Origin of the sequence: Xanthobacter versatilis (genome assembly GCF_043193975.1) — a bacterium.
Classification (GTDB): Bacteria; Pseudomonadota; Alphaproteobacteria; order Rhizobiales; family Xanthobacteraceae; genus Xanthobacter; species Xanthobacter autotrophicus_E.
The window spans coordinates 51,035-73,867 of sequence record NZ_JBAFVB010000015.1 but is presented as its reverse complement, the minus strand read 5'-3'; the positions used below and the strand labels follow the sequence as shown (position 1 = coordinate 73,867).

General features: G+C 68.7%; 23 protein-coding genes. 7 read left to right on the top strand and 16 right to left on the bottom strand.

Translation table 11 applies throughout. The annotated features are described in order from the left end of the window. Position 1 precedes the first annotated feature (1 nt). Positions 2-1,183, top strand: a complete 1,182-nt coding sequence (locus V5F66_RS21260; RefSeq protein ID WP_011995887.1) for an ABC transporter permease — start codon at positions 2-4, stop codon at positions 1,181-1,183. Between the two features lie 20 nt (positions 1,184-1,203). Here the strand turns inward: V5F66_RS21260 and V5F66_RS21255 are convergent, their stop codons facing one another. From V5F66_RS21255 to V5F66_RS21245, 3 genes are all read right to left on the bottom strand, one after another. Further along, a complete protein-coding gene (locus tag V5F66_RS21255; protein WP_011995886.1) occupies positions 1,204-1,650 on the bottom strand; it encodes an RrF2 family transcriptional regulator in 447 nt (148 codons plus the stop codon). A gap of 94 nt (positions 1,651-1,744) precedes the next feature. Then, positions 1,745-2,332: a septation protein A gene (locus V5F66_RS21250; protein WP_011995885.1), complete on the bottom strand. Its 588-nt coding sequence runs from the start codon at positions 2,330-2,332 to the stop codon at positions 1,745-1,747. A gap of 129 nt (positions 2,333-2,461) precedes the next feature. Next, positions 2,462-3,133, bottom strand: a complete 672-nt coding sequence (locus tag V5F66_RS21245) for a biosynthetic peptidoglycan transglycosylase (protein WP_011995884.1) — start codon at positions 3,131-3,133, stop codon at positions 2,462-2,464. 177 nt (positions 3,134-3,310) lie between these two features. On the opposite strand from V5F66_RS21245, the gene V5F66_RS21240 reads away from it, so the two are divergent. From V5F66_RS21240 to V5F66_RS21230, 3 genes are all read left to right on the top strand, one after another. Then, entirely contained in the window at positions 3,311-4,237 is a 927-nt protein-coding gene (locus tag V5F66_RS21240) for a polyprenyl synthetase family protein (RefSeq protein WP_394094674.1), read from the top strand. 126 nt (positions 4,238-4,363) lie between these two features. Then, entirely contained in the window at positions 4,364-5,683 is a 1,320-nt protein-coding gene (locus tag V5F66_RS21235; protein WP_394094673.1) for a flavin monoamine oxidase family protein, read from the top strand. Positions 5,684-5,767: 84 nt separating this feature from the next. Next, positions 5,768-7,120, top strand: a complete 1,353-nt coding sequence (locus tag V5F66_RS21230; protein ID WP_393999755.1) for a flavin monoamine oxidase family protein — start codon at positions 5,768-5,770, stop codon at positions 7,118-7,120. Between the two features lie 357 nt (positions 7,121-7,477). Here the strand turns inward: V5F66_RS21230 and phoB are convergent, their stop codons facing one another. The 7 genes from phoB to V5F66_RS21195 form a co-directional block, all read right to left on the bottom strand. Continuing rightward, the gene (gene phoB, locus V5F66_RS21225) at positions 7,478-8,179 is read right to left on the bottom strand and encodes a phosphate regulon transcriptional regulator PhoB (protein ID WP_011995880.1); all 702 of its coding nucleotides are present in this window, start codon (positions 8,177-8,179) and stop codon (positions 7,478-7,480) included. 83 nt (positions 8,180-8,262) lie between these two features. Further along, on the bottom strand, positions 8,263-8,991 hold the full coding sequence (gene phoU, locus V5F66_RS21220; protein ID WP_011995879.1) for a phosphate signaling complex protein PhoU: 729 nt from the start codon (positions 8,989-8,991) through the stop codon (positions 8,263-8,265). Positions 8,992-9,112: 121 nt separating this feature from the next. Next, positions 9,113-9,937: a phosphate ABC transporter ATP-binding protein PstB gene (gene pstB, locus V5F66_RS21215; protein ID WP_011995878.1), complete on the bottom strand. Its 825-nt coding sequence runs from the start codon at positions 9,935-9,937 to the stop codon at positions 9,113-9,115. Between the two features lie 62 nt (positions 9,938-9,999). Next, entirely contained in the window at positions 10,000-10,833 is an 834-nt protein-coding gene (pstA, locus tag V5F66_RS21210) for a phosphate ABC transporter permease PstA (protein ID WP_011995877.1), read from the bottom strand. Positions 10,834-10,850: 17 nt separating this feature from the next. Then, on the bottom strand, positions 10,851-11,807 hold the full coding sequence (pstC, locus tag V5F66_RS21205; protein ID WP_394009405.1) for a phosphate ABC transporter permease subunit PstC: 957 nt from the start codon (positions 11,805-11,807) through the stop codon (positions 10,851-10,853). A gap of 197 nt (positions 11,808-12,004) precedes the next feature. Next, a complete protein-coding gene (pstS, locus tag V5F66_RS21200; RefSeq protein WP_011995875.1) occupies positions 12,005-13,045 on the bottom strand; it encodes a phosphate ABC transporter substrate-binding protein PstS in 1,041 nt (346 codons plus the stop codon). Between the two features lie 123 nt (positions 13,046-13,168). Continuing rightward, positions 13,169-14,701 carry an ATP-binding protein gene (locus V5F66_RS21195; RefSeq protein ID WP_445329428.1) on the bottom strand — a complete coding sequence of 511 codons (1,533 nt, stop codon included), beginning with the start codon at positions 14,699-14,701 and terminating at the stop codon, positions 13,169-13,171. Between the two features lie 399 nt (positions 14,702-15,100). Here V5F66_RS21195 and V5F66_RS21190 point away from each other — a divergent pair, with 399 nt between their 5' ends. Beyond that, the gene (locus tag V5F66_RS21190) at positions 15,101-15,793 is read left to right on the top strand and encodes a hypothetical protein (protein ID WP_049775827.1); all 693 of its coding nucleotides are present in this window, start codon (positions 15,101-15,103) and stop codon (positions 15,791-15,793) included. A 36-nt stretch (positions 15,794-15,829) separates the two neighbouring features. Here the strand turns inward: V5F66_RS21190 and V5F66_RS21185 are convergent, their stop codons facing one another. The 3 genes from V5F66_RS21185 to V5F66_RS21175 all read right to left on the bottom strand — a co-directional run bounded on the left by V5F66_RS21185 (position 15,830) and on the right by V5F66_RS21175 (position 17,979). Then, positions 15,830-16,651, bottom strand: coding sequence for an exodeoxyribonuclease III (locus V5F66_RS21185; protein ID WP_394094672.1), 822 nt, complete (start codon positions 16,649-16,651; stop codon positions 15,830-15,832). A 350-nt stretch (positions 16,652-17,001) separates the two neighbouring features. Beyond that, entirely contained in the window at positions 17,002-17,262 is a 261-nt protein-coding gene (locus V5F66_RS21180; protein WP_011995871.1) for a hypothetical protein, read from the bottom strand. 36 nt (positions 17,263-17,298) lie between these two features. Then, entirely contained in the window at positions 17,299-17,979 is a 681-nt protein-coding gene (locus V5F66_RS21175; protein WP_041575008.1) for a cold-shock protein, read from the bottom strand. 583 nt (positions 17,980-18,562) lie between these two features. On the opposite strand from V5F66_RS21175, the gene V5F66_RS21170 reads away from it, so the two are divergent. Then, positions 18,563-19,216 (top strand): nitroreductase family protein, encoded by a 654-nt coding sequence (locus V5F66_RS21170; protein ID WP_011995869.1) that lies wholly within the window; start codon positions 18,563-18,565, stop codon positions 19,214-19,216. A 6-nt stretch (positions 19,217-19,222) separates the two neighbouring features. Here V5F66_RS21170 and V5F66_RS21165 read toward each other — a convergent pair whose 3' ends face one another. Continuing rightward, a complete protein-coding gene (locus V5F66_RS21165) occupies positions 19,223-19,480 on the bottom strand; it encodes a hypothetical protein (protein ID WP_011995868.1) in 258 nt (85 codons plus the stop codon). Positions 19,481-19,693: 213 nt separating this feature from the next. On the opposite strand from V5F66_RS21165, the gene V5F66_RS21160 reads away from it, so the two are divergent. Then, positions 19,694-21,304 carry a gamma-glutamyltransferase family protein gene (locus V5F66_RS21160; protein WP_394052879.1) on the top strand — a complete coding sequence of 537 codons (1,611 nt, stop codon included), beginning with the start codon at positions 19,694-19,696 and terminating at the stop codon, positions 21,302-21,304. A 158-nt stretch (positions 21,305-21,462) separates the two neighbouring features. On the opposite strand, the gene V5F66_RS21155 is transcribed toward V5F66_RS21160, so the two are convergent. Both V5F66_RS21155 and V5F66_RS21150 read right to left on the bottom strand, forming a co-directional pair. Next, positions 21,463-21,654 carry a hypothetical protein gene (locus V5F66_RS21155; protein WP_394052881.1) on the bottom strand — a complete coding sequence of 64 codons (192 nt, stop codon included), beginning with the start codon at positions 21,652-21,654 and terminating at the stop codon, positions 21,463-21,465. A gap of 321 nt (positions 21,655-21,975) precedes the next feature. Then, positions 21,976-22,563, bottom strand: a complete 588-nt coding sequence (locus V5F66_RS21150) for a CarD family transcriptional regulator (protein WP_041575005.1) — start codon at positions 22,561-22,563, stop codon at positions 21,976-21,978. Positions 22,564-22,833: the final 270 nt, after the last annotated feature.

The following is a 22,833-nucleotide window of genomic DNA, read 5'->3' as shown; positions in this document are numbered from 1 at the left end:
GATGGCGGCGCCCTCCCCTCCTCCGCACCAGAGCGCGATCAAGAGCCCGCCCCGCTGGCTCGCCTTTCTCGGCAATGTGCGCGAGCTGGTGGTGAAGGAACTCATCAGCCTGTGGCGCGACCGCTCGCTGCTGGTGCTGGTGGCCTATGCCTTCACCCTCGCCATCGTGCTCCAGGCCAACGGCATGAAGCACGACCTGAACCGCGCCACGGTGGGCGTGGTGGACGAAGACAATTCGGCCCTTTCCAACGCCATCCTCGACGCCCTGCTGCCACCGCGCTTCCAGCGGCCGGTGCCGCTCGCCCCGCAGCAGGTGGACCCGGCCATGGATGCGGCCCGCTACACCTTCGTGATCAACTTCCCGCCGGACTTCCAGTCGGACGTTCTGGCCGGGCGCGCGCCCTCGGTGCAGTTGCTCATCGACGCCACGTCCCTGATGCAGGCGGGCCTCGGCGCCAACGACATCTCCGCCATCTTCCAGGAAGAGGTGAACCGCTTCGTGCTGCGGCATTCGGAGGGGGTGGCGAGCCCGGTGGAGCTTCAGGTCCGCGTCGCCTTCAACCAGGGGCTGGAATCCTCCTGGTTCACCGGCACCATGGGGCTCATCACCAACATCACCATGCTCTCGGTGCTGCTGGCCGGCGCCGCCCTGATCCGCGAGCGCGAGCACGGCACGCTGGAGCACCTTCTGGTGCTGCCGGTGCACCCGTCCGAGATCATGCTGGCCAAGATCCTCGCCAATGGCGCGGTCATCCTCGCCGGCTCCGCCTTCAGCATCGTGGCGGTGCTGAAATGGGGGCTCGGCATGGGGATCGCCGGCTCCATCCCGCTGTTCCTCGCGGGGACGGCGCTCTACCTGTTCTTCACCGCCTCGCTCGGCATTTTCCTCGGCACCCTGGCCGGGTCCATGCCGCAGTTCGGGCTATTGTTCTTCCTCACCGTGCTGCCCATGAACATGCTGTCCGGCGGCTTCACACCGCTGGAGAGCATGCCGCAATGGCTGCAGGTGGTGATGCAGGCCTCGCCCTCGACCCAGTTCGTGGCCTTCGCCCAGGCCATCCTCTATCGCGGAGCGGGGATCGAGACGGTATGGCCGCGCTTTGCGGCCACCTTCGGCATGGGCGTGCTGTTCTTTGCCGTGGCGCTGGCGCGCTTCCGCGTCTTCCTCGCCGCCCAGCAATAGGAGACGGGCGGCAGCCCCGCTCAGATGTAGTCCACGAACGAGGACAGGGCTTCCCGCGAGAGATCGCGCATCTGGGCGAGGGTGTAGGTGTCGAGCACGGTGCCGATGGCGTCGCGCACCTGCACCATGAGCATGCGCACCTCGCAGGTGGCGACATCGCAGTCCTCGCACTGCTCGTAGGCGTTGCGGCTGGCGCAGGCGAACGGCGCGAGCGGTCCGTCGAGGGCACGGATCATCTCGCCGACCACGATTTCCTCCGGCGCCCTGGCGAGGCGGTAGCCACCCAGCTTGCCCTTCTTGGAGGACAGGAAGCCGGCGTTACGCAATTCGCCAAGGATGACGTCCAGGAATTTCTTCGGGATGTTGTTGGCCTCGGCGATGTCGGCCACCTGCGTGGACGCACCGGGCGGAAGGCGGGCCAGGTGGACCGCCGCCTTGAGACCATACTTACCTTTTTTCGTCAGCATGCTGGGCCCTCTTTCGGGCTTATGCGGATGTGCGAAGCCTCAGTCAACCGGCAGGCGCGTGTAAAACCGGGGCGCGAAAGGCCGGGGCGGCGCATCAGTCCTCCTGCGGGCCGTCCTTCAACTCGTGGCGGGCCATGAGCGGAGCCTGGGCCATGGCGAAGGCAAAGGTGAGCGGGAGGTAGCCGAAGGTCTTGAAGGCCACCCAGGTATCGGTGGAGACCGAGCGCCACACGATTTCGTTCAGCACCGCCATGACCAGGAAGAACACCCCCCAGCGGATGGTCAGGACGCGCCAGCCCTCCTCGGTGAGCTTCACCATGCCGTCGAACACGTAAGGCAGCAGCGGCTTTTTAAAATAGAGCCCCCCCAGCAGCAGCACGCCGAACAGGGCATTCACCATGGTGGGCTTGAGCTTGATGAAGTGGTCGTCCTGCAGCCACAGGGTGAGGCCGCCGAACACCATCACCACCAGCGCCGACACCAGCGGCATCACCGCAATGCGCCGCGCCAGCACCCACATTGCGAGCAGCGCCGCCAGCGTCGCCACCATGAACACGCCGGTGGCCACATAGATGCCGCCATAGCCGTTGGCGGCGAAGAACAGCACCAGCGGGCCGATTTCGAGGCCGATCTTGAGCCAGGGGCTCATCTTGGGACGGGCGGGTGCGGTGGATTGCGTCATGACCGGGCCGGTGGGAGGAAGGTGCGCGCCGGATGACCGGCATCGCGCGTTCCCCCATGTGGCGCCTGCAGGCGCCACAATCAAGAAGCTCGGCGCCCGTGGACGCACCTTCGGACCACTTTCGGCGGGTTACCGCAGCGGCCCGAGGCAGGCCGTCAGCTCCGGCCCCTCCCTGGGCACCCGCGCCTGGAGCCGGGATGCGAGGCGTTCCACGCCGGCGGAAGGGTTGCCTGCATCGCGCCGCCGGGGGTTGGGCAGCATCACCGCCAGCAGGGCCGCCTGCCGCGCATCTACCCGCGCCGCGGGGATGCCGAAGGCCCGGCGCGCGCCCGCTTCCACCCCGAACTCCCCGTTCGGGCCCCATTCGGCGATGTTGAGATAGATCTCGATCAGCCGTCTTTTGCTCACCACCAGGTCCAGCCACAGGGCCAGCGGAATCTCGAACGCCTTGCGGATCAGCGCCCGCCCCGGCCACAGGAACAGGTTCTTGGCGATCTGCATGGGGATGGTGGAGGCGCCGCGGGCGTCGTCCAGTTCGTCCGCCTTGTCGATAGCGGCGCGCATCTCGTCGAGGTCCACGCCCCAATGGCTGCAGAAGCTCGCATCCTCCGAGGCGATGACGGTGCGCACCAGCGCCGGCGACATCTGCTCGATGGGGGTCCAGACCCGCTCCACCCGCTTGCCCTCAACCCACCGCAGCAGCATGAGCGTGGAGACCGGGTTGACCACATTGTAGGCAATGGACAGCATCAGCGGGATCGCGGCGAGGGCCAGCATCACGCGCAGCACCAGAGCGACCATCAAAAACCTCCCTCGCCCGTCGGGCGCGGCCAATCGGCTTGACCCGGCCTTCTGGTTGGGGCACCCGGTGGCCCCCGTCAACGGCGCGCCCGGCCCGGGCGTTCCCTCCCGCCCCGTTTGTGGCCCGCAGGCGTCGGCCCGCAGGTTCTGGCCCTTTTGCCCCAAGGTGACCCGATCGTGACCTTTTCCCTCAAGGACCGGCTCGACGCCTCCGCCGCGGCCACCGAGGCCCGCCTCGCCCTCGCCCTCGCCGACGCCGCGCTCCCCGGCGAGCGGCTACGGCCCGAGCGGCTGATGGCCGCCATGCGCCACGGCGCGCTCGGCGGCGGCAAACGGCTGCGGCCGTTCCTGGTGATCGAAAGCGCGGCCCTGTTCGGCATCCCGGCCGATCAGGCGGTGACGGCCGCCACCGCCATCGAGTGCATCCATTGCTATTCCCTGGTCCATGACGATCTGCCAGCCATGGACGACGACGATCTGCGCCGGGGCCGGCCCACCGTGCACCGGGCCTTTGACGAGGCGACCGCCATCCTCGCCGGCGACGGCCTGCTCACCCTCGCCTTCGACCTTCTGGCGGGGGAGGATGCCCATCCCGATCCGGCCGTGCGCATCGCACTGGTGCGGGCGCTGGCCCGCGCTTCGGGCATCGGCGGCATGGTGGGCGGGCAGATGCTGGATCTCGCCGCCGAGGGCCGCTTCTCGGGCGGCACCCCCCTCGCCCTGGCGGAAGACGCCATCCGCGACCTCCAGGCCATGAAGACCGGCGCGCTTTTGGCGGTTTCCGTCGAGGCAGGCGCGCTTTTGGGTGGCGCCACGGCGGACGAGCGCACGGCGCTCCTGGCCTATGGCCGGGCGCTGGGCGCCGCCTTCCAGATCGCCGACGACATCCTCGACGTGGAGGGCACCGCCGAGGAGGTGGGCAAGAAGGTGGGCAAGGACGCCGCCGCCGGCAAGGCGACCCTGGTCTCCCGCCTCGGCCTGCCCGCCGCCCGCACCCTGCTCGACCGGCTGGTGGCGGATGCGTCCGCCGCCCTCGCCCCCTTCGGCGCGCGCGGCGCGGTGCTGGCCGAGGCCGCCTTGTTCGTGGCCAACCGGCGCAACTGAGTTTCCGCGTTACCGTGCGCCCGTTCCGCGCGCGATCATGTGACGGGAACGCCCATCAGGCCGGTTCAACCGGGGCCGTTCCGGCTTTATGGTCACGTCCGAGACGGACAGGGCCGGACCATCGTGATGAACCGCCGCAAACTGCTCGCCCGCGGGGCCGCGCTGGCCGCGGTGCCCCTCGCCGGCCCCTATGCCGCCCTGGGGCAGGGGGCGGAGTCCGATGTCATCATCATCGGCGCCGGGGCGGCAGGCATCGCCGCCGCCCGCCGCGTCGCCGAGGGCGGGCACAGCTATGCGCTGATCGAGGCCTCCGGCCGGGTCGGTGGCCGCGCCTTCACCGACACCACCATCTTCGGCGTCCCATTCGATGTGGGCGCCCACTGGATCCACACCCCGAGCCTGCATCCCCTGTCCGCCTTCGGCCGGGCGGCAGGCCTCGACCTCTATGGCGCGCCCGACTACGGCCGCCTGTTCATGGATGGCGCCGAGGCGGGCGAGAGTGACAGCTCGGATTTCTTCGCCGCGGTGAAGCGGGGCGAACGCGCCATCATCGCCACCGGCGAGGCGGGGCGCGATGTTGCTGCCGGCCGGGTGCTGCCGAACCTCGGCAACTGGGCGCCGAGCGCGCGCTTCGCGCTGGGGCCGTTCTCCTGCGCCAAGGAGCTGGACCAGGTCTCCACCGTTGATTTTTCAAGGTCCGAGGAGAAAGACGAGGACGAATTCTGCCGGCAGGGCTTCGGTACCCTGGTGGCCAAGCTCGCCGCACCGCTCAGCGTGCGCCTCGGCACCGCCGCCCGGACCGTGGACCTTGATGGGCGCCTGGTGTCGGTTGCCACCGATCGCGGCACGCTCAGGGGCCGGGTGGTCATCATCGCCGTGCCGCCCAGCGTGATCGCGGCCGGCAAGCTGCGCATCCTGCCCCGCCTGCCGGAGCGCGTCCGCACTGCGGTCGAGACCGTTACGCTCGGCACCTACGACCACATCGCCTTCGATCTGCCGGGCAACCCCGCCGGGCTGAAGGCGGATGAACTCATCTATTTCAAGGTGGAGGGGCCGCGGGCCTACGGCCTGCTTGCCCGCATCAACGGCGGCAGCCTCCACAGCCTGGAAGTGGCCGGCGCCGTCGCCGAGGACCTCGCCAACAGCCCGCCGGAGGCCGCGCACGCCTTCCTCCTGGAAGCTCTGACCCATGAGTTCGGCGCCCGCACCGCGGCGAAGGTGAGCAAGGTGCACGCCACCCGCTGGAGCCGCGAGCCTTGGGCGCTCGGCGCCTTCACCTGCGCCCTGCCCGGCTACGCCCACATGCGCCAGGCCTTCATGGAGGTCTTCTCCGACCGCATGATCTTCGCCGGCGAGCACGCCCATGAAACCCTGTGGGGCTCGGTGGGCGGGGCCTGGCTCTCCGGCGAACGGGCGGCCAGGCAGGCACTGGGCGTGCTGGGGTAGGCCCGCCGCCGGAGGGCCAGGACCGATGGCGCGGCGCCGAGGCCCCCCTCCCCCGCGCGCGCGGGCCATGCTAGCGTCCGGCCCGTGACCGATCCGCGCCTTTCCCCCCTCACCCGCCGTGCCTTCCTTGCCGGAGGCGCCGCCCTCGGCGCCCTCCCGCTGGGCGTCACCCGCGCGCTTGGCCAGCAGGGCGAGGCGGATGTCATCATCATCGGCGCCGGCGCCGCCGGCATCTCCGCCGCGCGGCGCATCGCCGAGGCGGGACGCTCCTACGTGCTCATCGAGGCGACGAACCGGGTGGGCGGGCGCACCGTCACCGACACCGCCGTGTTCGGCGTGCCCCTCGACCTCGGTGCGGCGCGGCTCAACATGCCGGCGGCCCGCCCCATGGCCGCCTATGGACGGGCGGAAGGGCTCGACATCGTCCGTGCCCCCGAGGGCGGCCGGCTCTATGTGAACGGGCGCGAGGCCCGCGATACGGACTACGAGGCCTTCGTCGCCACGGTGCGCCGCGCCGAGCGCGCCATCGGCGCCGCCGGCGATGCCGGGCGCGACATGCCCGCTGCCCGCGCCCTGCCCGACCTCGGACCGTGGGGACACACCGCCCGCTTCGTGGTCGGGCCCATCGGCTGCGCCAAGGATCTCGATCAGGTCTCCACGGTGGATTTCGCCCGCGCCGAGGAGCGCGAGGGGGAGGAGATCTGCCGCCAGGGCATCGGCACGCTGGTGGCCCAACTGGCGCGGCCGCTGACGGTGCGGCTGGAGACGGTGGCCCGCAGCGTGGAACTGACCGGCCGCCTCGTCACCGTGCAGACCAACAAGGGCACCCTTCAGGGGCGCTCTGTCATCGTCGCCGTGCCGCCGAGCGTGATCGCCAGCGGCAGGCTGCGCATCCTGCCCAACCTCCAGCCGCGCTATCGCATGGCGGTGGAGAAGATCACCCTTGGCGCCTACGACCACATCGCCTTCCGCCTGCCGCGCAACCCGGCCGGCTTCGCGGCGGACGAGACCGTCTATTTCAAAGCCGACGGCCCGCGCGCCTATATGATGCGCGCCCGCATCGGCGGCACCGACCTCTATACGCTGGACGTGGCGGGCGACGTCGCCACCGGCCTCGCCAACGCCGCGCCCGAGGCGGCGGCAGCCTTCGCGAAGGAGGCGCTGACGCGGGAGTTCGGCGCCGACACCGCGGCGCGGATGGGCAAGGTGCACGCCACGCGCTGGAGCAAGGAGCCCTATGCGCTCGGCGCCTTCTCCTGCGCCCTGCCCGGCTACGGCAACATGCGCCGCGCCTTCATCGAGACCGTGGGCGGCCGCATGGTGTTCGCCGGCGAACACGCCCACGAGACCCTTTGGGGCACCGTGGGCGGCGCCTGGCTGTCAGGCGAGCGGGCGGCGCGGCAGGTGCTGGGGCTGATCGGGGTACGCTCGGGTTAGGAGAGCGCCGAGGCAGGCCATTGGGACCAATGGACCGGGGGGCGTGGCCGGGTTTGGAAAGAGCCGCCGCCACCCCCTCTCCCGCGTGCGGGGGAGGGTTGGGGAGGGGGCAGGCCCTCTCCCTCCTCACCGGTTGCACCAGGCAAAGGCACCGCTCGCCCCACCCTGCCCTCGCCCGCAAGCGGGACAGGGGGAGACCGGCGCTTCCCGCTCATCTCACCATCGTCGCCCTCCGGCTTGACCGGAGGGTTCATCTCGCCGCTTGTCCAAACCCCGGCCGCAGCATCCCGGCCGTTCCATGGACCCTCCGGTCAAGCCGGAGGGTGACGGCGCTCCCTCGTCGTAAGGCGCCGTCCCTCAATGGGAGCGGGCGAACATCTCGTTGAAGGAATAGCCGGCGCCACGGACGGTGCGGATGGGATCGGACTGGCGGCCGCGGTTGATGGCCTTGCGCAGGCGGCCCACATGCACGTCCACCGTGCGCTCGTCGATATAGACATCCTGGCCCCACACCCCGTCGAGCAACTGCTCGCGGGAGAACACGCGGCCGGGGCTCTGCATGAGGAATTCGAGCAGGCGGAACTCGGTAGGGCCGAGATGCACCTCGCGGCCGGCACGGTGGACCCGGTGGGTCTCCCGGTCGAGCTCGATGTCGCCGGCCCGCAGCAGGGTGGCCACGTGCTCCGGCTTGGCCCGGCGCAGCAGGGCGCGGACGCGGGCGAGCAATTCGGGCACCGAGAACGGCTTCACCACATAATCGTCGGCGCCGGTGGCGAGGCCGCGCACGCGCTCGGTCTCCTCGCCGCGGGCGGTGAGCATGATCACGGGCAAGCGCTCGGTCTCGGGACGGGTGCGCAGGCGCCGGCACAGCTCGATGCCGGACAGGCCCGGCAGCATCCAGTCGAGGATGACGAGATCGGGCACGCTCTCGCGCAGCCGCGTCTCGGCCTCGTCGCCGCGGCCGACGCTTTCCACGCCGTAGCCTTCCGACTCCAGATTATAGCGGAGCAGGAGGGTCAGGGGCTCCTCATCCTCGACGATCAGAATATGCGCCGGCACTGTCTATCACCTGTCTTCACTACTTCGGCCGCCCGACCCGGGTGGATCCGGATCGGGAGCAGCCATCACGTCCGCTCAGCCCATCAGGCCTGGGCGGAACGACCGGGAAAGGCCAGGGTGGTCTCGCTGGAAGCATCCGCCTTGGGACGGCTCTCCGGCAGGTTCTGGCCCGTGACCATGTAATAGACGATCTCCGCGACGTTGGTCGCGTGGTCGCCGATGCGCTCGATGTTCTTCGCGCAGAACAACAGGTGCGTGCACACGGAGATGTTGCGCGGGTCTTCCATCATATAGGTGAGGAGCTCGCGGAACAGGGACGTGTACATGGTGTCGATGGCGCCGTCGCGGCCCCACACTTCCACCGCCTTGGCCTCGTTGCGGGCGGCGTAGGCGTCGAGCACTTCCTTCAGCTGTTCCAGCACCAGGTCGGAGATGTGCTCCACGCCCCGCACCAGCTTGGCCGGATGATACTCGCCCTCGATGGCGATGACACGCTTGCCCACGTTCTTGGCCAAGTCGCCGATGCGCTCGAGGTCGTTGGCGATGCGGATCGCCGACACGATCTCGCGCAGGTCGTTGGCCACCGGCTGGCGCTTGGCGATGACGAGGATTGCGCGATCCTCGATCTCGCGCTGCATCTGGTCCACGGTGCTGTCGAGCAGCACCACCTTCTGGGCCAGGGCGCCGTCACGCTTGATGAGCGAGGACACGCCATCGGCCACCAGCCGCTCGGCGAGGCCGCCCATCTCCACCACCTTGCGGCCGATTTCCTTCAACTCCTGGTCGAAGGACGAAACGGTATGCTCCGGCATCGGAATGATCCTTCTCAAGCATTTTCCGGCGAAGCGGGCAAAGGCTCGCGTGACGAAAATGCACTAAAGCAAAAACAGGAGGCAGCGTCGCGGCGGACTGGCCGCAACGCTGCCTGAACCCTCAGCCGAAGCGGCCGGTGATATAGTCGCGCGTCTTGATCTCCTTCGGATTGGTGAAGATCACGTCCGAAGGCGCCACCTCGATCAGCTCGCCGAGATAGAAGAAGGCGGTGATGTCGGCGCAACGCGCGGCCTGCTGCATATTGTGCGTGACGATGACGATCGTGAAGTCCTGCTTCAGTTCGTCGATCAGATCCTCGATCTTCGAGGTGGAGATGGGGTCGAGGGCCGAGGTGGGCTCGTCCAGCAGGATCACCTCGGGGCGCACCGCGATGGTGCGGGCGATGCACAGGCGCTGCTGCTGGCCACCGGACATGCCGAGCGCCGAGGTGTGCAGGCGGTCCTTGGTCTCGTCCCAAATGGCGGCCTTGCGCAGGCACCACTCGACGCGCTCGTCCATCTGCGCCTTGGTGAGCTTCTCGTGCAGCTTCACGCCGAAGGCGATGTTGTCATAGATGGACATGGGGAACGGGGTCGGCTTCTGGAACACCATGCCGATGCGGGTGCGCACGATGGTGGAATCCAGCTCCTTGCCGACGATGTTCACGCCGTCATACAGCACCGCACCCTCGGCCCGCTGGCCGGGGTAGAGGTCGTACATGCGGTTGAACACGCGCAGCAGGGTGGACTTGCCGCAGCCCGAGGGGCCGATCATGGCGGTCACCCGCTTTTCCGGCACCTGGAAGTTGATGTTCCGCAGCGCATGGTTGCTGCCGTAGTAGAACTGCAGGTTCTCCACCTTGATCTTGGCGGGGGCCGCCAGCGCATCGGGGCGCGCGGCGACCGAGGAGGAGAGGTTGAAGGTGGGATCGACGGCTGAAGTCATTTTGGCCTCGCTTCGGAGGATGAATTCGGAAGGGTTCGGGTCCGCGGGAACCTAAGGGCGACCTAGTGGCTCCGCGCGAGGAACAGGCGGGACGCCACGTTGAGCACGAGCACGCCCACGGTGATGAGCAGCGCCCCGGCCCAGGCGAGCGAGACCCAGTCGTCGAACGGGCTGCCGGCAAACTGGTAGATGGCGATGGGCAGGCTCGCCATGGGCTTCGACAGGTCGGTCGACAGGGCGTTGTTGCCGAGCGAGGTGAACAGCAGCGGCGCCGTCTCGCCGGCCGCGCGGGCGATGGCGAGCAGGATGCCGGTGACGATGCCCGCCCGCGCCGCCCGCCAGGTGATGAACATGACCACCTTCCACTGCGGCGCGCCCAGCGCGAAGGCGGCCTCGCGCAGGCCCACGGGAACGAGGTTCAGCATGTCCTCCGTGGTCCGCACGATCACCGGGATCACCAGGATGGCCAGCGCCAGCGAGCCGGCCCAGCCGGAGAAGCCGCCGAACGGCACCACCAGCAGGGTGTAGATGAACAGGCCCACCAGGATGGAGGGCGCCGACAACAGGATGTCGTTCACGAAGCGGGCGGCGGAGCCGATCTTCGTGCCCTTGCCGTTCTCGGCGAGGAAGGTGCCGCAGAAGATGCCGATGGGCCCGCCGATGATGAGGGCGATGCCGATCTGGATCAGTGAGCCGACGATGGCGTTCAGAAGGCCGCCGTTCTGGCCCGGCGGCTTGGTGACCTGCGTGAACACGTTGAGGCCGAGGGCGGGCAGCCCGCGGGACACCAAGGTCCACAGGATCCAGCCCAGGAGGAAGATGGCGAGGACGGCAAAGCCCGTCGAGATCGCCTTGACGGTGGTGTCCTTGGCGCGACGCGCGGCGAGGGAGGCCATGATTGCCTGCTCCTTGATCAGTCGAGCCGCGAGCGAACGAGCGCCCGGGACAGAGCCAGCACGATGAATGAAATGACGAACAGGATGAAGCCGAGCTGCAGCAGCGAGGTCAGCTTCAGGGACCCGATCCCCGCTTCCGGGAACTCGTTGGCGATGGTGGAGGCGATGGTGGCGCCCGGCGCGAACAGGGAGGCCGACATGCGCGTGGCGTTGCCGATGACGAAGGTGACCGCCATGGTCTCGCCCAGGGCGCGGCCGAGGCCCAGCATGATGGCACCCACCATGGCCGTCTTGCCGTAGGGCACCGAGACGTTCTTGTAGACCTCGTAGGTGGTGGCGCCGATGCCGTAGGCGGATTCCTTCAGCATGGGCGGAACCGATTCCAGCGTTTCCACGAACATGGCAGTGATGAAGGGCAGGATCATCACCGCGAGGATGAGGCCGGCGGTGAACATGCCGGAGCCCAGCGGCGGGCCGGCGAACAGGGCGCCGATGATCGGCAGGTTGCCGATGGTATCGATCAGCGGCGGCTGCACATAGGCGGCCATCAGCGGGACGATGACGAAGAAGCCCCACATGCCGTAGATGATGGAAGGCACGGCGGCGAGCAGTTGCACCGCGACGCCGATGGGCCGCTTCAGCGGCTGGGGGGCGATCTCGGTGAGGAAGAAGGCGATGCCGAAGGAGAGCGGCAGGGCCACCACCACGGCGATGATGGCGCTGAACAGCGTGCCGTAGATCATCACCAGGGCGCCGTAATTCTCGGTCACCGGGTTCCACGCGGGCGACCAGATGAAGTCGAGCCCGAAATGCTTCAGCGCCGGCAGGCCGCCCTGGAACAGCTCGGCGATGATCAGGCCGAGCAGGACGAGGACGAAGATGCCGCTCGCCCACAAGAGGCCGACGAAGATCGGGTCGGAGATCCGGCCGGTCGCCTTCGCCTTGGTGATGGGCTGGACCGATCCAGACCCCATGCTATCCACCGTCGCGTCCATTGGATGCCTGTCCCCCGCGCGCCGCAGCCGGCGGCCTGATCCGAAGCCAGGGCTCAACGCGCTGTCGCGCCGCCCGTCATCTGGGTGCCGCCGCCCGCCCCACGGCGGAAGGAAACGCGCACCCAGTCAAGAAAGAAGCGCCGCCCCGGTGGGGGCGGCGCAGATGAGTGCCAGGATCAGAGGACGGGCTTGCCGTCCGGACCCTTGATCTCGCTCTTGAGGGCTTCTTCCACCTGCTTCACGACCGACTCGGGAAGCGCGATGTAGTGCATGCCCTCGGCGATCTCGGCGCCTTCCTTAGTGTAGGCCCACTGGAAGAACTTCATGACTTCGCGGGAAGCCTCGACGTTCTTCGGGTCCTTCGGCAGAAGGATGTAGGTGGGGCTGACGATCGGCCACGCCTCGGGGGCCGGGGCGTCGATCATGGACGCGGCGAAGTCCTTGGCGCCCTTCCAGTCGGCAGAGGCGGCGGCGGCCTGGAAGCCGGCCACTTCAGGGCTGACGAACTTGCCGGCCTTGTTCTGCAGCTGGGTCACCACCAGCTTGTTGGCGGCGGCGTAGATGAATTCCACGTAGCCGATGCCACCCTTGGTGTTCTTGACGGTGCCGGTCACGCCTTCGTTGCCCTTGGCGCCCGCGCCGGTGGGCCACTGGACCGAGGTGGCGGAGCCCACCTTGGACTTCCAGTCGGGGCTCACCGCCGAGAGGTAGGAGGTGAAGATCGAGGTCGTGCCCGAGGAGTCCGAGCGGTACACCGGCACGATGGCCGAAGACGGCAGCTTCACGCCGGGGTTGAGGTCCGTGATGGCCTTGTCGTCCCACTTGGTGATCTTGCCGAGATAGATGTCGGCGAGCACCGGGCCGGTCAGCTTGAGCTGGTTGGTGACGATGCCGTCGAGATTGACGGTGGCGACCACCGAGCCGATCACGGTCGGGAACTGGAGCAGGTTGTTGGAGGCGAGCTTCTCGCCGGGCACGGTGGCGTCGGAGGCGCCGAAATCCACGGTGCGGTTGATGATCTGGTTCTGACCGCCGCCCGAGCCAATGGACTGGTAGTTCAGCGTGCTGCCGGTCTTCTCTTTGAACTTCGCGCCCCAGGCCTGATAGACGGGGGCCGGGAAGGAGGCGCCAGCGCCGGTGAAATCGACGGCTTGAGCGCTGCCAGCGAACAGCGTGCCTGCCACGGCGATTGCGCCGAGTGCGGTGGTGAGCTTCACGGTAATTCTCCTTGCCAAATCCGCTGCCGGTCCAGGCCTGACGCCGGGGCAACATTGGGCTCGGGACTCTTAGCCCCGGTCAGCCAAGGTTCTATGACGACCGCGTGACACGGAGATGACGCTCTAAGCGGCTGTCTGCCCGCCATTTTTTTCCGGACCCGGCAAAGCGTCAAGGCGCACGCTGAAGGTTGCGCCTTCGCCCAGCACGCTATCGATGCCCAGCCGGCCCCGATGGCGGGCCACGATGTGCTTGACGATGGCGAGCCCCAGCCCCGTACCGCCCTGGTCGCGGCTCGCCGCCACGTCCACCCGGTAGAAGCGCTCGGTGAGGCGCGGCAGGTGCTCGGGGGGGATGCCGGGACCGAAATCGCGGATACTCACCACCGCCGTACCATTCTCGCGGAACAGGCGGACCTCGATCCTTTTGCCGGGGGCGCCATATTTCAGCGCATTCTCCACGAGGTTCTCGAACAGGCGGATCAGCTCATCCCGGTCGCCCAGCACCTCCAGCGGCACGGCGTCCTTCACCTGATCCAGCGTCACGCCGCGATCCCTGGCGAGGGGGGAGAGGGTGTCGCACACATGGGCGAGGATGCCGCCGAGATCGACCTTGGTCTGCGGCCGCACATGGGCGTTGAGCTCGATCCGCGACAGGGAGAGCAGGTCGTCGATGAGCCGCGACATGCGCCGCGCCTGAGCCGCCATGATGGCGAGGAAGCGCTCGCGCGCCGGAGCATCGTTGCGCGCCGGGCCTTGCAGTGTCTCGATGAAGCCGGACAGGGAGGCGAGCGGGGTGCGCAGCTCGTGGCTGGCATTGGCCACGAAATCGGCCCGCATCTGCTCCACCCGGCGCTGCTGGGTGAGGTCGCGGAAGGTGAGCAGCACCGCGTCCGGCACATCCGCCGCCCGCCGCCCGCCGGAGCGGATGCCGGCGTGGGCCTCCAGCCGCAGCGGCACCACATGGGCCTCCAGCCAGCGATCGAGCGGGATGCGCTCGGCGAATTCCACCCGCCGCGGCAGGCCGTCCTCGGCGGCGGCGCGCACCGCGTCCAGCACCTCCGGCACACGCACCACGAAGGACAAAGGATCACCCACCCGGGTGGTGCCGATGGCGAGGGTGAAGCGCTCGTTGGCGGTGATGATCTCGCCGGTGGCCGACAGCAGCAGGGCCGGCTCCGGCAGGGCGGCCACCACCGCCGCCGCCTGGGCATCGCCGCGCACTGGCGGCGCGGGCGGCGGGGGCAAGGGCGGCGCCTCCGGAAGGGCGGGGAGAGAAGGGATCTGAGGCAGGCTGAACAGGAGCGCCACCAGCAACGCCACCATGAGCGTGGCGAGCAGCGGATCGAGCGCGCCGAGGACCACCCCGGCGACGACGACCAGCGCCAGGGCGGCCACGAGGAGGAGCGACCGCCGACGTGGGCCTTGCTTCGCGCCTTGCTGCGTCGGGCTGCCCGCCGGGAGTGAAGCGGCATCGGGGGCCCCCGGCGTCGGCGCGCTCGACTCGGGTCCCTTCACCACGACGGCGCCAACCTCCGCTGCGCGCGCCTGAGCTTCAGCGGCCACCGGCTCCCGCCCGCCGCTGGCGCCAGCAGGCCCACCGCGGGGTGCCGCAGCGGGCTGGAGATCCATATCCCGCTCGGGTCCAGCCATCGCCATCCTCTTCGCGCCTCCCGGGCGTCTGTGTTGGGCGCCGTTCCGGCGCCAGCCGGGCGAATCGCCCTTTGGCGTCCGCTCACCTGAATGCTGGAGCCGCTCAACGAAGCCATTACGACAGCTTGCGCGTGATCGTAAGGAGATCCACAGCCGGCAAACCCACCGCCGGAGCGACGATGCCGGTGCGCCGGCACCAGAGAATGGCCAACCGACAAGCCATCGGATGGCTCCATTTGAGCACTATCATCGCTCCAAGGCACGGGTACGGCGCAGCGCGCCGGCTCTCGCCGGGGGCGGGCACCGCGATTCACCCTTTGGATTGAAACCCTTCCCTTTGCATCCAAAACCGATCGCGCCCCGGCCCCCATCTGCTATGAGGAGGTTCAAGCGGAGGACCCGACCATGCGACAGCCCCAATCGTGCCGGGCAACGCGGCACGGCCCCGTTGCGTTCACCGTGTCCGTCACCGCCGTTCTGGCCGGGACGCTGTTCGGACTGGGCGCGGCCTGCGCGGACCCGGTGCCGCTGCCGACGGTGGACTTCGCCCTGAGCGCCGACCTGCGCCGGGGCGGCAGCATGGATCTCGCCCACAGTCAGGGCCGGATGCGGGTGGAGATGACCAAGCCCAACGTGCCCGGCAGCATCGTGGGCATCATCGACCTCAGGGCGCGCCGCATGGTGGTGCGCACCCCCAACCTGCCCAACATGGCGGTGGAGATGGAGCTGCCGCCCGAATATGCCCTCGGCGCGCTCAGCGGCTCCGGCCTGCGGGTGGGCGAAAGCCAGGTGGCGGGCGAGGCCTGCGACCTGTGGAAGCTCGACGCCCCGTCCGGCGCGGTCGGTGGCGTGGCGCTGGGCCCCACCACCGCCTGCATCACGCCGGACGGCATCGCCCTGCGCACCGAGGTGGAGGTGCAGGGCAAGAAGCAGACGGTGTTCGAGGCGCTCAAGCTCACCCGCGCGCCGCAGGATCCCAAGCTGTTCCAGCTGCCGTCGGGGGTGCAGGTGATCAAGGTGCCGAAGGGCAAGATCGGCTCCGCCCTGGGGCTGCCCAACCTCGGCGCGCCGCTGCTCGATCTCGCGCCGAAACCCTGACGCCGGAAGCCGGGGCGGCTGCGCGGCGCCGTTGCCTCAGCCGAAGGTGAGGGCCACCGGCACGTGGTCGGAGGGCTTTTCCCAGCCGCGTGCGTCCTTCAGCACCGTCATGGCCCGCGCGGAGGGCGCGAGACTCAGGCTGGCCCAGACATGGTCCAGCCTGCGGCCGCGGTCGTTGGCGGTGTAGTCGGGCGAGCGGTAGCTCCACCAGGTGAAGAGCTTGTCCGTGGGCGGCACGAAGGTGCGCATCACGTCCACCCAGGGGCCGGAGGCCTGGAAGCGGTTCAGCCTTTCCACCTCGACGGGGGTGTGGCTGACCACGTTGAGCAGCTGCTTGTGGCCCCACACGTCGGTTTCCAGCGGGGCGATGTTGAGGTCGCCCACCACCACCGCGTGGCGCCCGTCATCCGCCGCTGCTGCGGCAAGCGGCGGCCAGGCCGTCACCTCGTCGAGGAAGGCGAGCTTGTGGGCGAACTTGGGGTTCAGCTCCGGATCCGGGATGTCGCCACCGGCGGGGACGTAGAAATTGTGCACGGTCAGCGGCTTGCCCAGCGCATGCTCGGGGGCGAGGGTGACCGCCACGTGGCGCGCATCGCCCTTGCCGCAGAAATCGCCCTTCTCCACCGAGACGAACGGCCGGCGCGAGAAGGTCGCGACCCCGTGCCAGCCCTTCTGCCCGTTGAGGGCGATGTGGGGAAAGCCCATGTCGCGAATGGCGGCGAGGGGAAACTTGTCGTCCTGGCACTTGGTTTCCTGGAGGCACAGGATGTCGGGCCGCAGCGTCTCCACCGCCGCACGGACGATGTCGAGACGAATGCGGACGGAATTGATGTTCCAGGTGCAGATTGTGAGGGGCAAGGCAATGGCGGACTGAAAAGGAAGGATGCCGCGAGCCTTACACCCCGGCACCGCCGGCAGGCAAGCGGCGCCTGCCAAGGAACGGCTGCGGCCAAGTCGCGCGAAAAAGCCACGCGAAAAGGCGCGTGAAACCGGTGTGCGAACGAAGTCGCGCGGAGCAGGTCGGGCCGCCCGGGTGGCCGGCGTTGGTTTCCCCACCTCAAGGCCAGGTTTCGCAAACGACCTGCGCCCAGGGTCGGGGCTGACCTCAGGCTCGATCGCACGCGGCATGATGATGAGCCACGCGCTCCAGCGCCGGACGAAGCCGGATCAGGACGCGATGGTGACCGGGCGCCGGGGCGAGGGTCCGCTCAGCGGCGGTCGCCCTCTTCCTGGATGAGAGCCTCGGTGGCGGCAATGGCGCCTTCCAGCTCGGAAATCTTGCGCAGCATGCCGTCGGAAGGAAGGGCGGTGCTCTTAGCTGCGGTCAGTACCAGGTCTCGTTGAGCCGCCTTGAGTCGATCGAGCAGGCTCGAAAGGTCGGCCTCTGCCTGTTGCGCCATTTTTGTCTTGAACTCCAGAAATGCCAAAAACAGGCGAAGCGGGAAGCCTCGCCCGTTCAGTGGATCCAATCCCGCCGTCCCGAAGGACGGCGGGAGGATGAATGATCAGTCGGCGAGCTCGATGCCGCGGGCTTCAGGACCCTTGGGACCCTGACCCACCTGCACCACCACGCGCTGGCCTTCGGCCAGGTCGGTGAGGCCGGAACGCGAGATGACGGTGACGTGCACGAACACGTCCTTGCCGCCGCCTTCCACCGCGATGAAGCCGAAACCCTTGTCGGGGTTGTACCACTTCACGGTGCCGACGCGCTCCTCGGTGGGGCCGGTGGCCGCACGGGGGCCGGCGCCGCCGGCGCGGGGGGCGCCGCCGAAGCCGCCGCCAGCACCGGGACCGGCGCCGAAGCTGCGACGCGCAGGCGCGGCCTCGGCCGTGGAGGTGTCAACCTCGAGGACCTCGGTCACCTGGCGGCCCTTCTGGCCCTGGCCGACGCGGACCGAGAGCTTGGAGCCGGGAGGCACGCTTTCCTGCCCGGCCGCCTCGAGGGCGCGCGCGTGGAGGAACACGTCACCCGAGCCATCGGCGAGCTCGACAAAGCCGAAGCCCTTCTCGGGGTTGAACCACTTGACGGTAGCGTCGATCGGCGGGCCGGAAGGGGCGGGTGCGCTGAAGCTGCTGCTGGGCGAAGAAAACGGACGGTCCCCTCCGAAGCCGCGATCACGCGGCGGCGCAAAGTCGTCATCAAAGCCACGGCGGCGCGGCTCTCGGAAGTCTCGGTTACGGCTCATGTGTATTTCCGTTGAGGTCAGTCGCCAATTTTGGCTTAGGGCCATCCACCACTGCCGGATGAAATGCGTTTCTCATGCTTTAACTTGCACGTTCCCGGCGTCTTGAAATCCGCCTTCGCACAACGCTCAATCCAGCCACCCGCGTCTCGCCTCGCAGCCTAATGGACAGGCCGGAAACAGGACCCATGACAATGGGCGCACTCCTCCGGCCAACAACCAGACTAACACATCTGCCTCGCTTTGGTACATGAATGTTGGGCGACCAGGCCCCATCTGTGGAGCGGGGTGGCGTGGACCCTGCCCCCGGGTCGGCCGGCGCGCGCGTTTGCCTGGAAAAAGCAGCGTGACCGCACGAGGTTCCGCGCTGTCGGCGGGCGTGGAACAACTCCATTTCTATTGTCTCTTTCTATTGTCGCGCGCCGGTGTTTTTCTCCGCGCGCCGAGCCCGGCCGGCACGTTTCTGGCGCAACAGCCGAATCCGCCTCTACACTCCTTAAAACAGGATGCGTTATCCGATCGGAGGCCGGCGCGCGCCGACCGGCGCATGCTCCGGCCCCGGATGGTCACCCCGACAGGACAGCCCATGACCCAATCGGTTCCCCGCCACCATCACCAGACCGGCCCCGCCACGGCACCGCTCGCGCCCATAGCGGTCGAGCCCTCGCCGCAGACGCTGGCGCTGCTGGAGACGCGCCGCTCGCTGCCTCTGCGCGCGTTGGTGGAGCCGGGTCCGAACGCCGTCGAGCTCGACCGCATGCTCGCCATCGCCGCCCGGGTGCCGGACCATGGCCGGCTGGTGCCGTGGCGCTTCATCGTGCTTGAAGGGGAGGCGCGCGCCGCTGCCGGCGACCTTCTGGACGCGCTCTATGCCGCGCAGAACCCCGGGCTTGCGCCGGAGAAGGCCCATATGTGGCGCGACTACCTGCTGCGCGCCCCGGTGACGGTGATCGTGGTGAGCCGCACCGATCCCGCGGCCAAGATTCCGCAGTTCAATCAGGTGTTGTCCGCGGGCGCCGCCGCAATGAATCTGGTGGTCGCGGCCACCGCCATGGGCTTTTCCGCCTTGTGGCTGCTGAAATGGCCCGGTCGCGATCCGGACGCCGCGGCACTGCTCGGCGTCGCGGCGACGGAACAGGTGGCCGGCTTCCTCCATATCGGCCGGCCGGCAGCCCAGGCCGAAGACCGGCCCCGCCCCCCGCTTGACCAGATCGTCACGCGCTGGCGGCCGGCGCCCTGAGGTATTTCAGACGACGAGAGAGGCTTCCACGCGCACGGCGCGGCGGAAATAAACGAAACTCACATAGGCGGCAGCCAGCGAAAACAGGCCCATCAGGGCGTATTCGCCCACATCGCCCAGATTGAGCAGGCCCGCCAGCGCCCAGCCGGCAGCGACAGCCGTGGCGAAGGCCTCGGTGGCAATGAGCGCGGTGGCGCTCAAGACCGTGAAGAGATTGCCGCCGTGCCGCGCCACCTTGGAACCCGCTTCCTGCGAACCCGCCATTTTCGTCTCCCGCGGCTTCGACCGAGGCCTGCCGCTGATTATACCTCTGGCTCAAAACTCCTCAGGTCCATGATACCTAAGCCATCGAGCCTGACTCGCCCGCCACGCCACGGCTCATGCCGAAGGCCTTGGTCCTGAACGGGTCGGGAAACTGCGACGCGCGCGCCGCCGGGTCAAGTCCGACCCGCCGGAACGCCGAGAAGGAGACCTTGCATGCTGCCGGCCGAAGCCCACGAGAGCCTTCACGCCATGGGGGGCATGGTCGCCGCCCCGCACCAGTTGGCGGCGGAGGCGGGACGCGAGGTGCTGGCCGAGGGCGGCAACGCCATCGAGGCCATGGTGGCGGCAGCCGCCGCCATCGCCGTGGTCTATCCGCACATGAACCATGTGGGCGGCGACGGCTTCTGGCTCATCCGCGAGCCCTCCGGACGGGTGCGCTACATCGAGGCCTGCGGCTTCGCCGGCGCCCGCGCCACCATTCCCTTCTACCATGAGCTCGGCCTCGGGGCGGTGCCCACCCGGGGACCGCTGGCCGCCGTCACCGTGCCCGGCGCGGTGGATGGCTGGCGCCTCGCCCTTGAGGCCGCCGCGGTCCATGGCGGCCGCATGACACTCAAGAGGCTTCTGGAGCCCGCCGTCCGTCATGCCCGCGAGGGCGTGGCCGTCTCGCGCTCGCAGGCCGCCCTCACGGCGCAGAAGAAGGCCGAACTGGAAGACGCGCCCGGCTTCGCCGCCGCCTTCCTCACCGCGGACCGGGCGGTGCCGCAGGCGGGAACGCTCCAGCGCCAGCAGCGCCTCGCCGATACGCTGGACCATCTCGCCCGCGCCGGCCTCGCCGATTTCTATCGCGGCGACGTGGGCCGCGAGATCGGGACCGACCTCGAGCGCATCGGCAGCCCGGTCACCCGAGAGGATCTCAAGCGCTATGCGGCGGTGGAGCGCCCGCCGCTGTCCGTGGACATCGGCGTCGGCCGGCTGTTCAACGCCCCGCCGCCCACACAGGGGCTGGCCTCTCTGCTCATCCTCGCGCTGTTCGACCGGCTGAAGGTAAAGCGCGGCGACAGCTTCGAGCACGTGCACGGCCTCATCGAGGCCACCAAGCGCGCCTTCATGGTGCGCGACAAGGTGGTGTGCGACTATGATCACCTCACCCACGACCTTGCCGCCCTGCTCACCCCCGAGGCCATCGCCAAACGGGCTGACGGCATCGAGATGGGCCGCGCCCTCCCCTGGCCGCAGGCCAAGGCCGGCGGCGACACGGTTTGGCTCGGCGCGGCGGACAAGTCCGGGCTGGTGGTGTCCTACATCCAGTCCATCTTCTTCGAGTTCGGCTCGGGCTGCGTTCTGCCCGCCACCGGCGTGCTGATGCAGAATCGCGGCGCCAGCTTCTCGCTGGAGCCGGGCGCGCTCAATCCGCTGGAGCCCGGCCGGCGGCCGTTCCATACCCTGAACCCGGCGCTGGCGGTGCTCGCCGACGGGCGGGTGATGGCTTATGGCACCATGGGCGGGGAAGGCCAGCCGCAGACACAGTCCGCCGTGTTCAGCCGCCATGTGCTGTTCGGCGTGCCGCTGGGAGAGGCCATCGCCCGGCCGCGCTGGCTGCTGGGCCGCACCTGGGGCGATGTGGAGACCCGGCTGCGACTGGAGCCGCGCTTCGACGACGAGGTGGTGGAGCGCCTGAAGCTGGTGGGGCACGACCTGGCGCTGGTTCCGGAAGCCTACAGCGACACCATGGGGCACGCGGGGGCGGTGGTGCTGCATCCTGGCGGACGCATGGAGGGCGCGCACGACCCGCGCTCGGACGGCGGCGCGGCGGGGGTGTAGGGCGCCGCAAGGCGCCCGCGACCACCCGGGAGGCCAAAATAAAACCGGCTGCCCCCCGGGGAGAGGGCAGCCGGCGGCTTCGGCTCTGTCTTCGGGCATATTGCCGAGCTGAGAGACGGATTCAGGGATCAGGCTATAGCGCCTGCTCCGATCCGGCCCTAGCGCTGGTCGCGCCGCTCGTCCCGTTGATTCTCGTTCCGTTGGCCTCCCTGCTGCTGGCCACCCTTCTGGCCGGGCATCTGGGCCTGCTGCTGCTGGCCCTTGTCCTTGCCCTGGCCCTCGCGGCCTTTCTCGTTCTGGTTCTGGTTCTGGTTCTGGGTGTTGCGCTGATCCTGGTCACGATTGGACATGATCGCTTCTCCAAGCCAACCCCATGCGGACAAACGCGGCAGACGCCGTCGGGTTCCACCCGGGCGCGCGGAATGTTCGGTGTCGCCACCGGACAGGCACGGACGCAGCCCCTCTGCCCTGATCCGCCCAGCGCATCGGCAAGAGGAATTGCCCGCCCGGAACAGCACACATGACGGTGGCACATGGCTGTCCCGCGCCGTGCGCACGCATGGCAGGGTTGTGAGCGCCCCCCGGGAAGACCGCCCAAAAAGAAAGACCCGGCCGGAGCCGGGTCTTTGACTTGGAAACAGGACCTTGGAAACGGGATCAGGCGACGAAGATCACGCCGCCTCGTCGGTCTCGATCTCGGCGTCGAGGTCGGCCTCTTCCACCACCTTCGCCGTGCCGCGGCGCGGACCCTTGAGCAGGTTCTGCTCGATGAGCTTCACCGCCTCGGTCTCGGTGATGTTGTTCACCGCCGAAAGCTCGCGGGCCATACGGTCCAGAGCGGCTTCATAAAGCTGGCGCTCGGAATAGGACTGCTCGGGCTGGGCGTCGGAGCGATACAGGTCACGCACCACTTCGGAGATGGCAACGAGGTCGCCCGAATTGATCTTGGCTTCGTATTCCTGGGCGCGGCGGCTCCACATGGTGCGCTTCACGCGGGCGCGACCCTGAAGAGTTTCCAGCGACTTGTCGACGATATTGGTTTCGGAGAGCTTGCGCATGCCGACCGTGGCGATCTTGGGCACGGGCACCCGCAGCGTCATCTTGTCCTTTTCAAACGAGATCACGAAGAGTTCGAGCTTGAAACCGGCGACTTCCTGTTCCTCGATGGCCATGATGCGGCCCACGCCGTGGGACGGATAAACAATGTGCTCACCCGTCTTGAAGCCGAGACGGGTCTGCGCGTTCTTCTTTGCCGACATGCTCTTGACACTCCTGATCCGGCCCAAGGACATGAAGCCTGGGGCCGAACCTGTTGGCGCGGAGGCCGGCCGGTCCGGTACCGGGACGGCGCGCACCCTGGCGCTGCGGACTTGGGTCGCGGCCGGAACGCCCGCCAACCCGCTCTGCCAGTCGATGGCGATGGACAGCCCCCGCGCCTCGCCGTAAGTGTCGGCAGGCACGCAGATTCTCGCCCCTGTATTCCCGAGAATGCGCCCATGGATTTGCGCAAACACTGTGCGGGCGCGAAG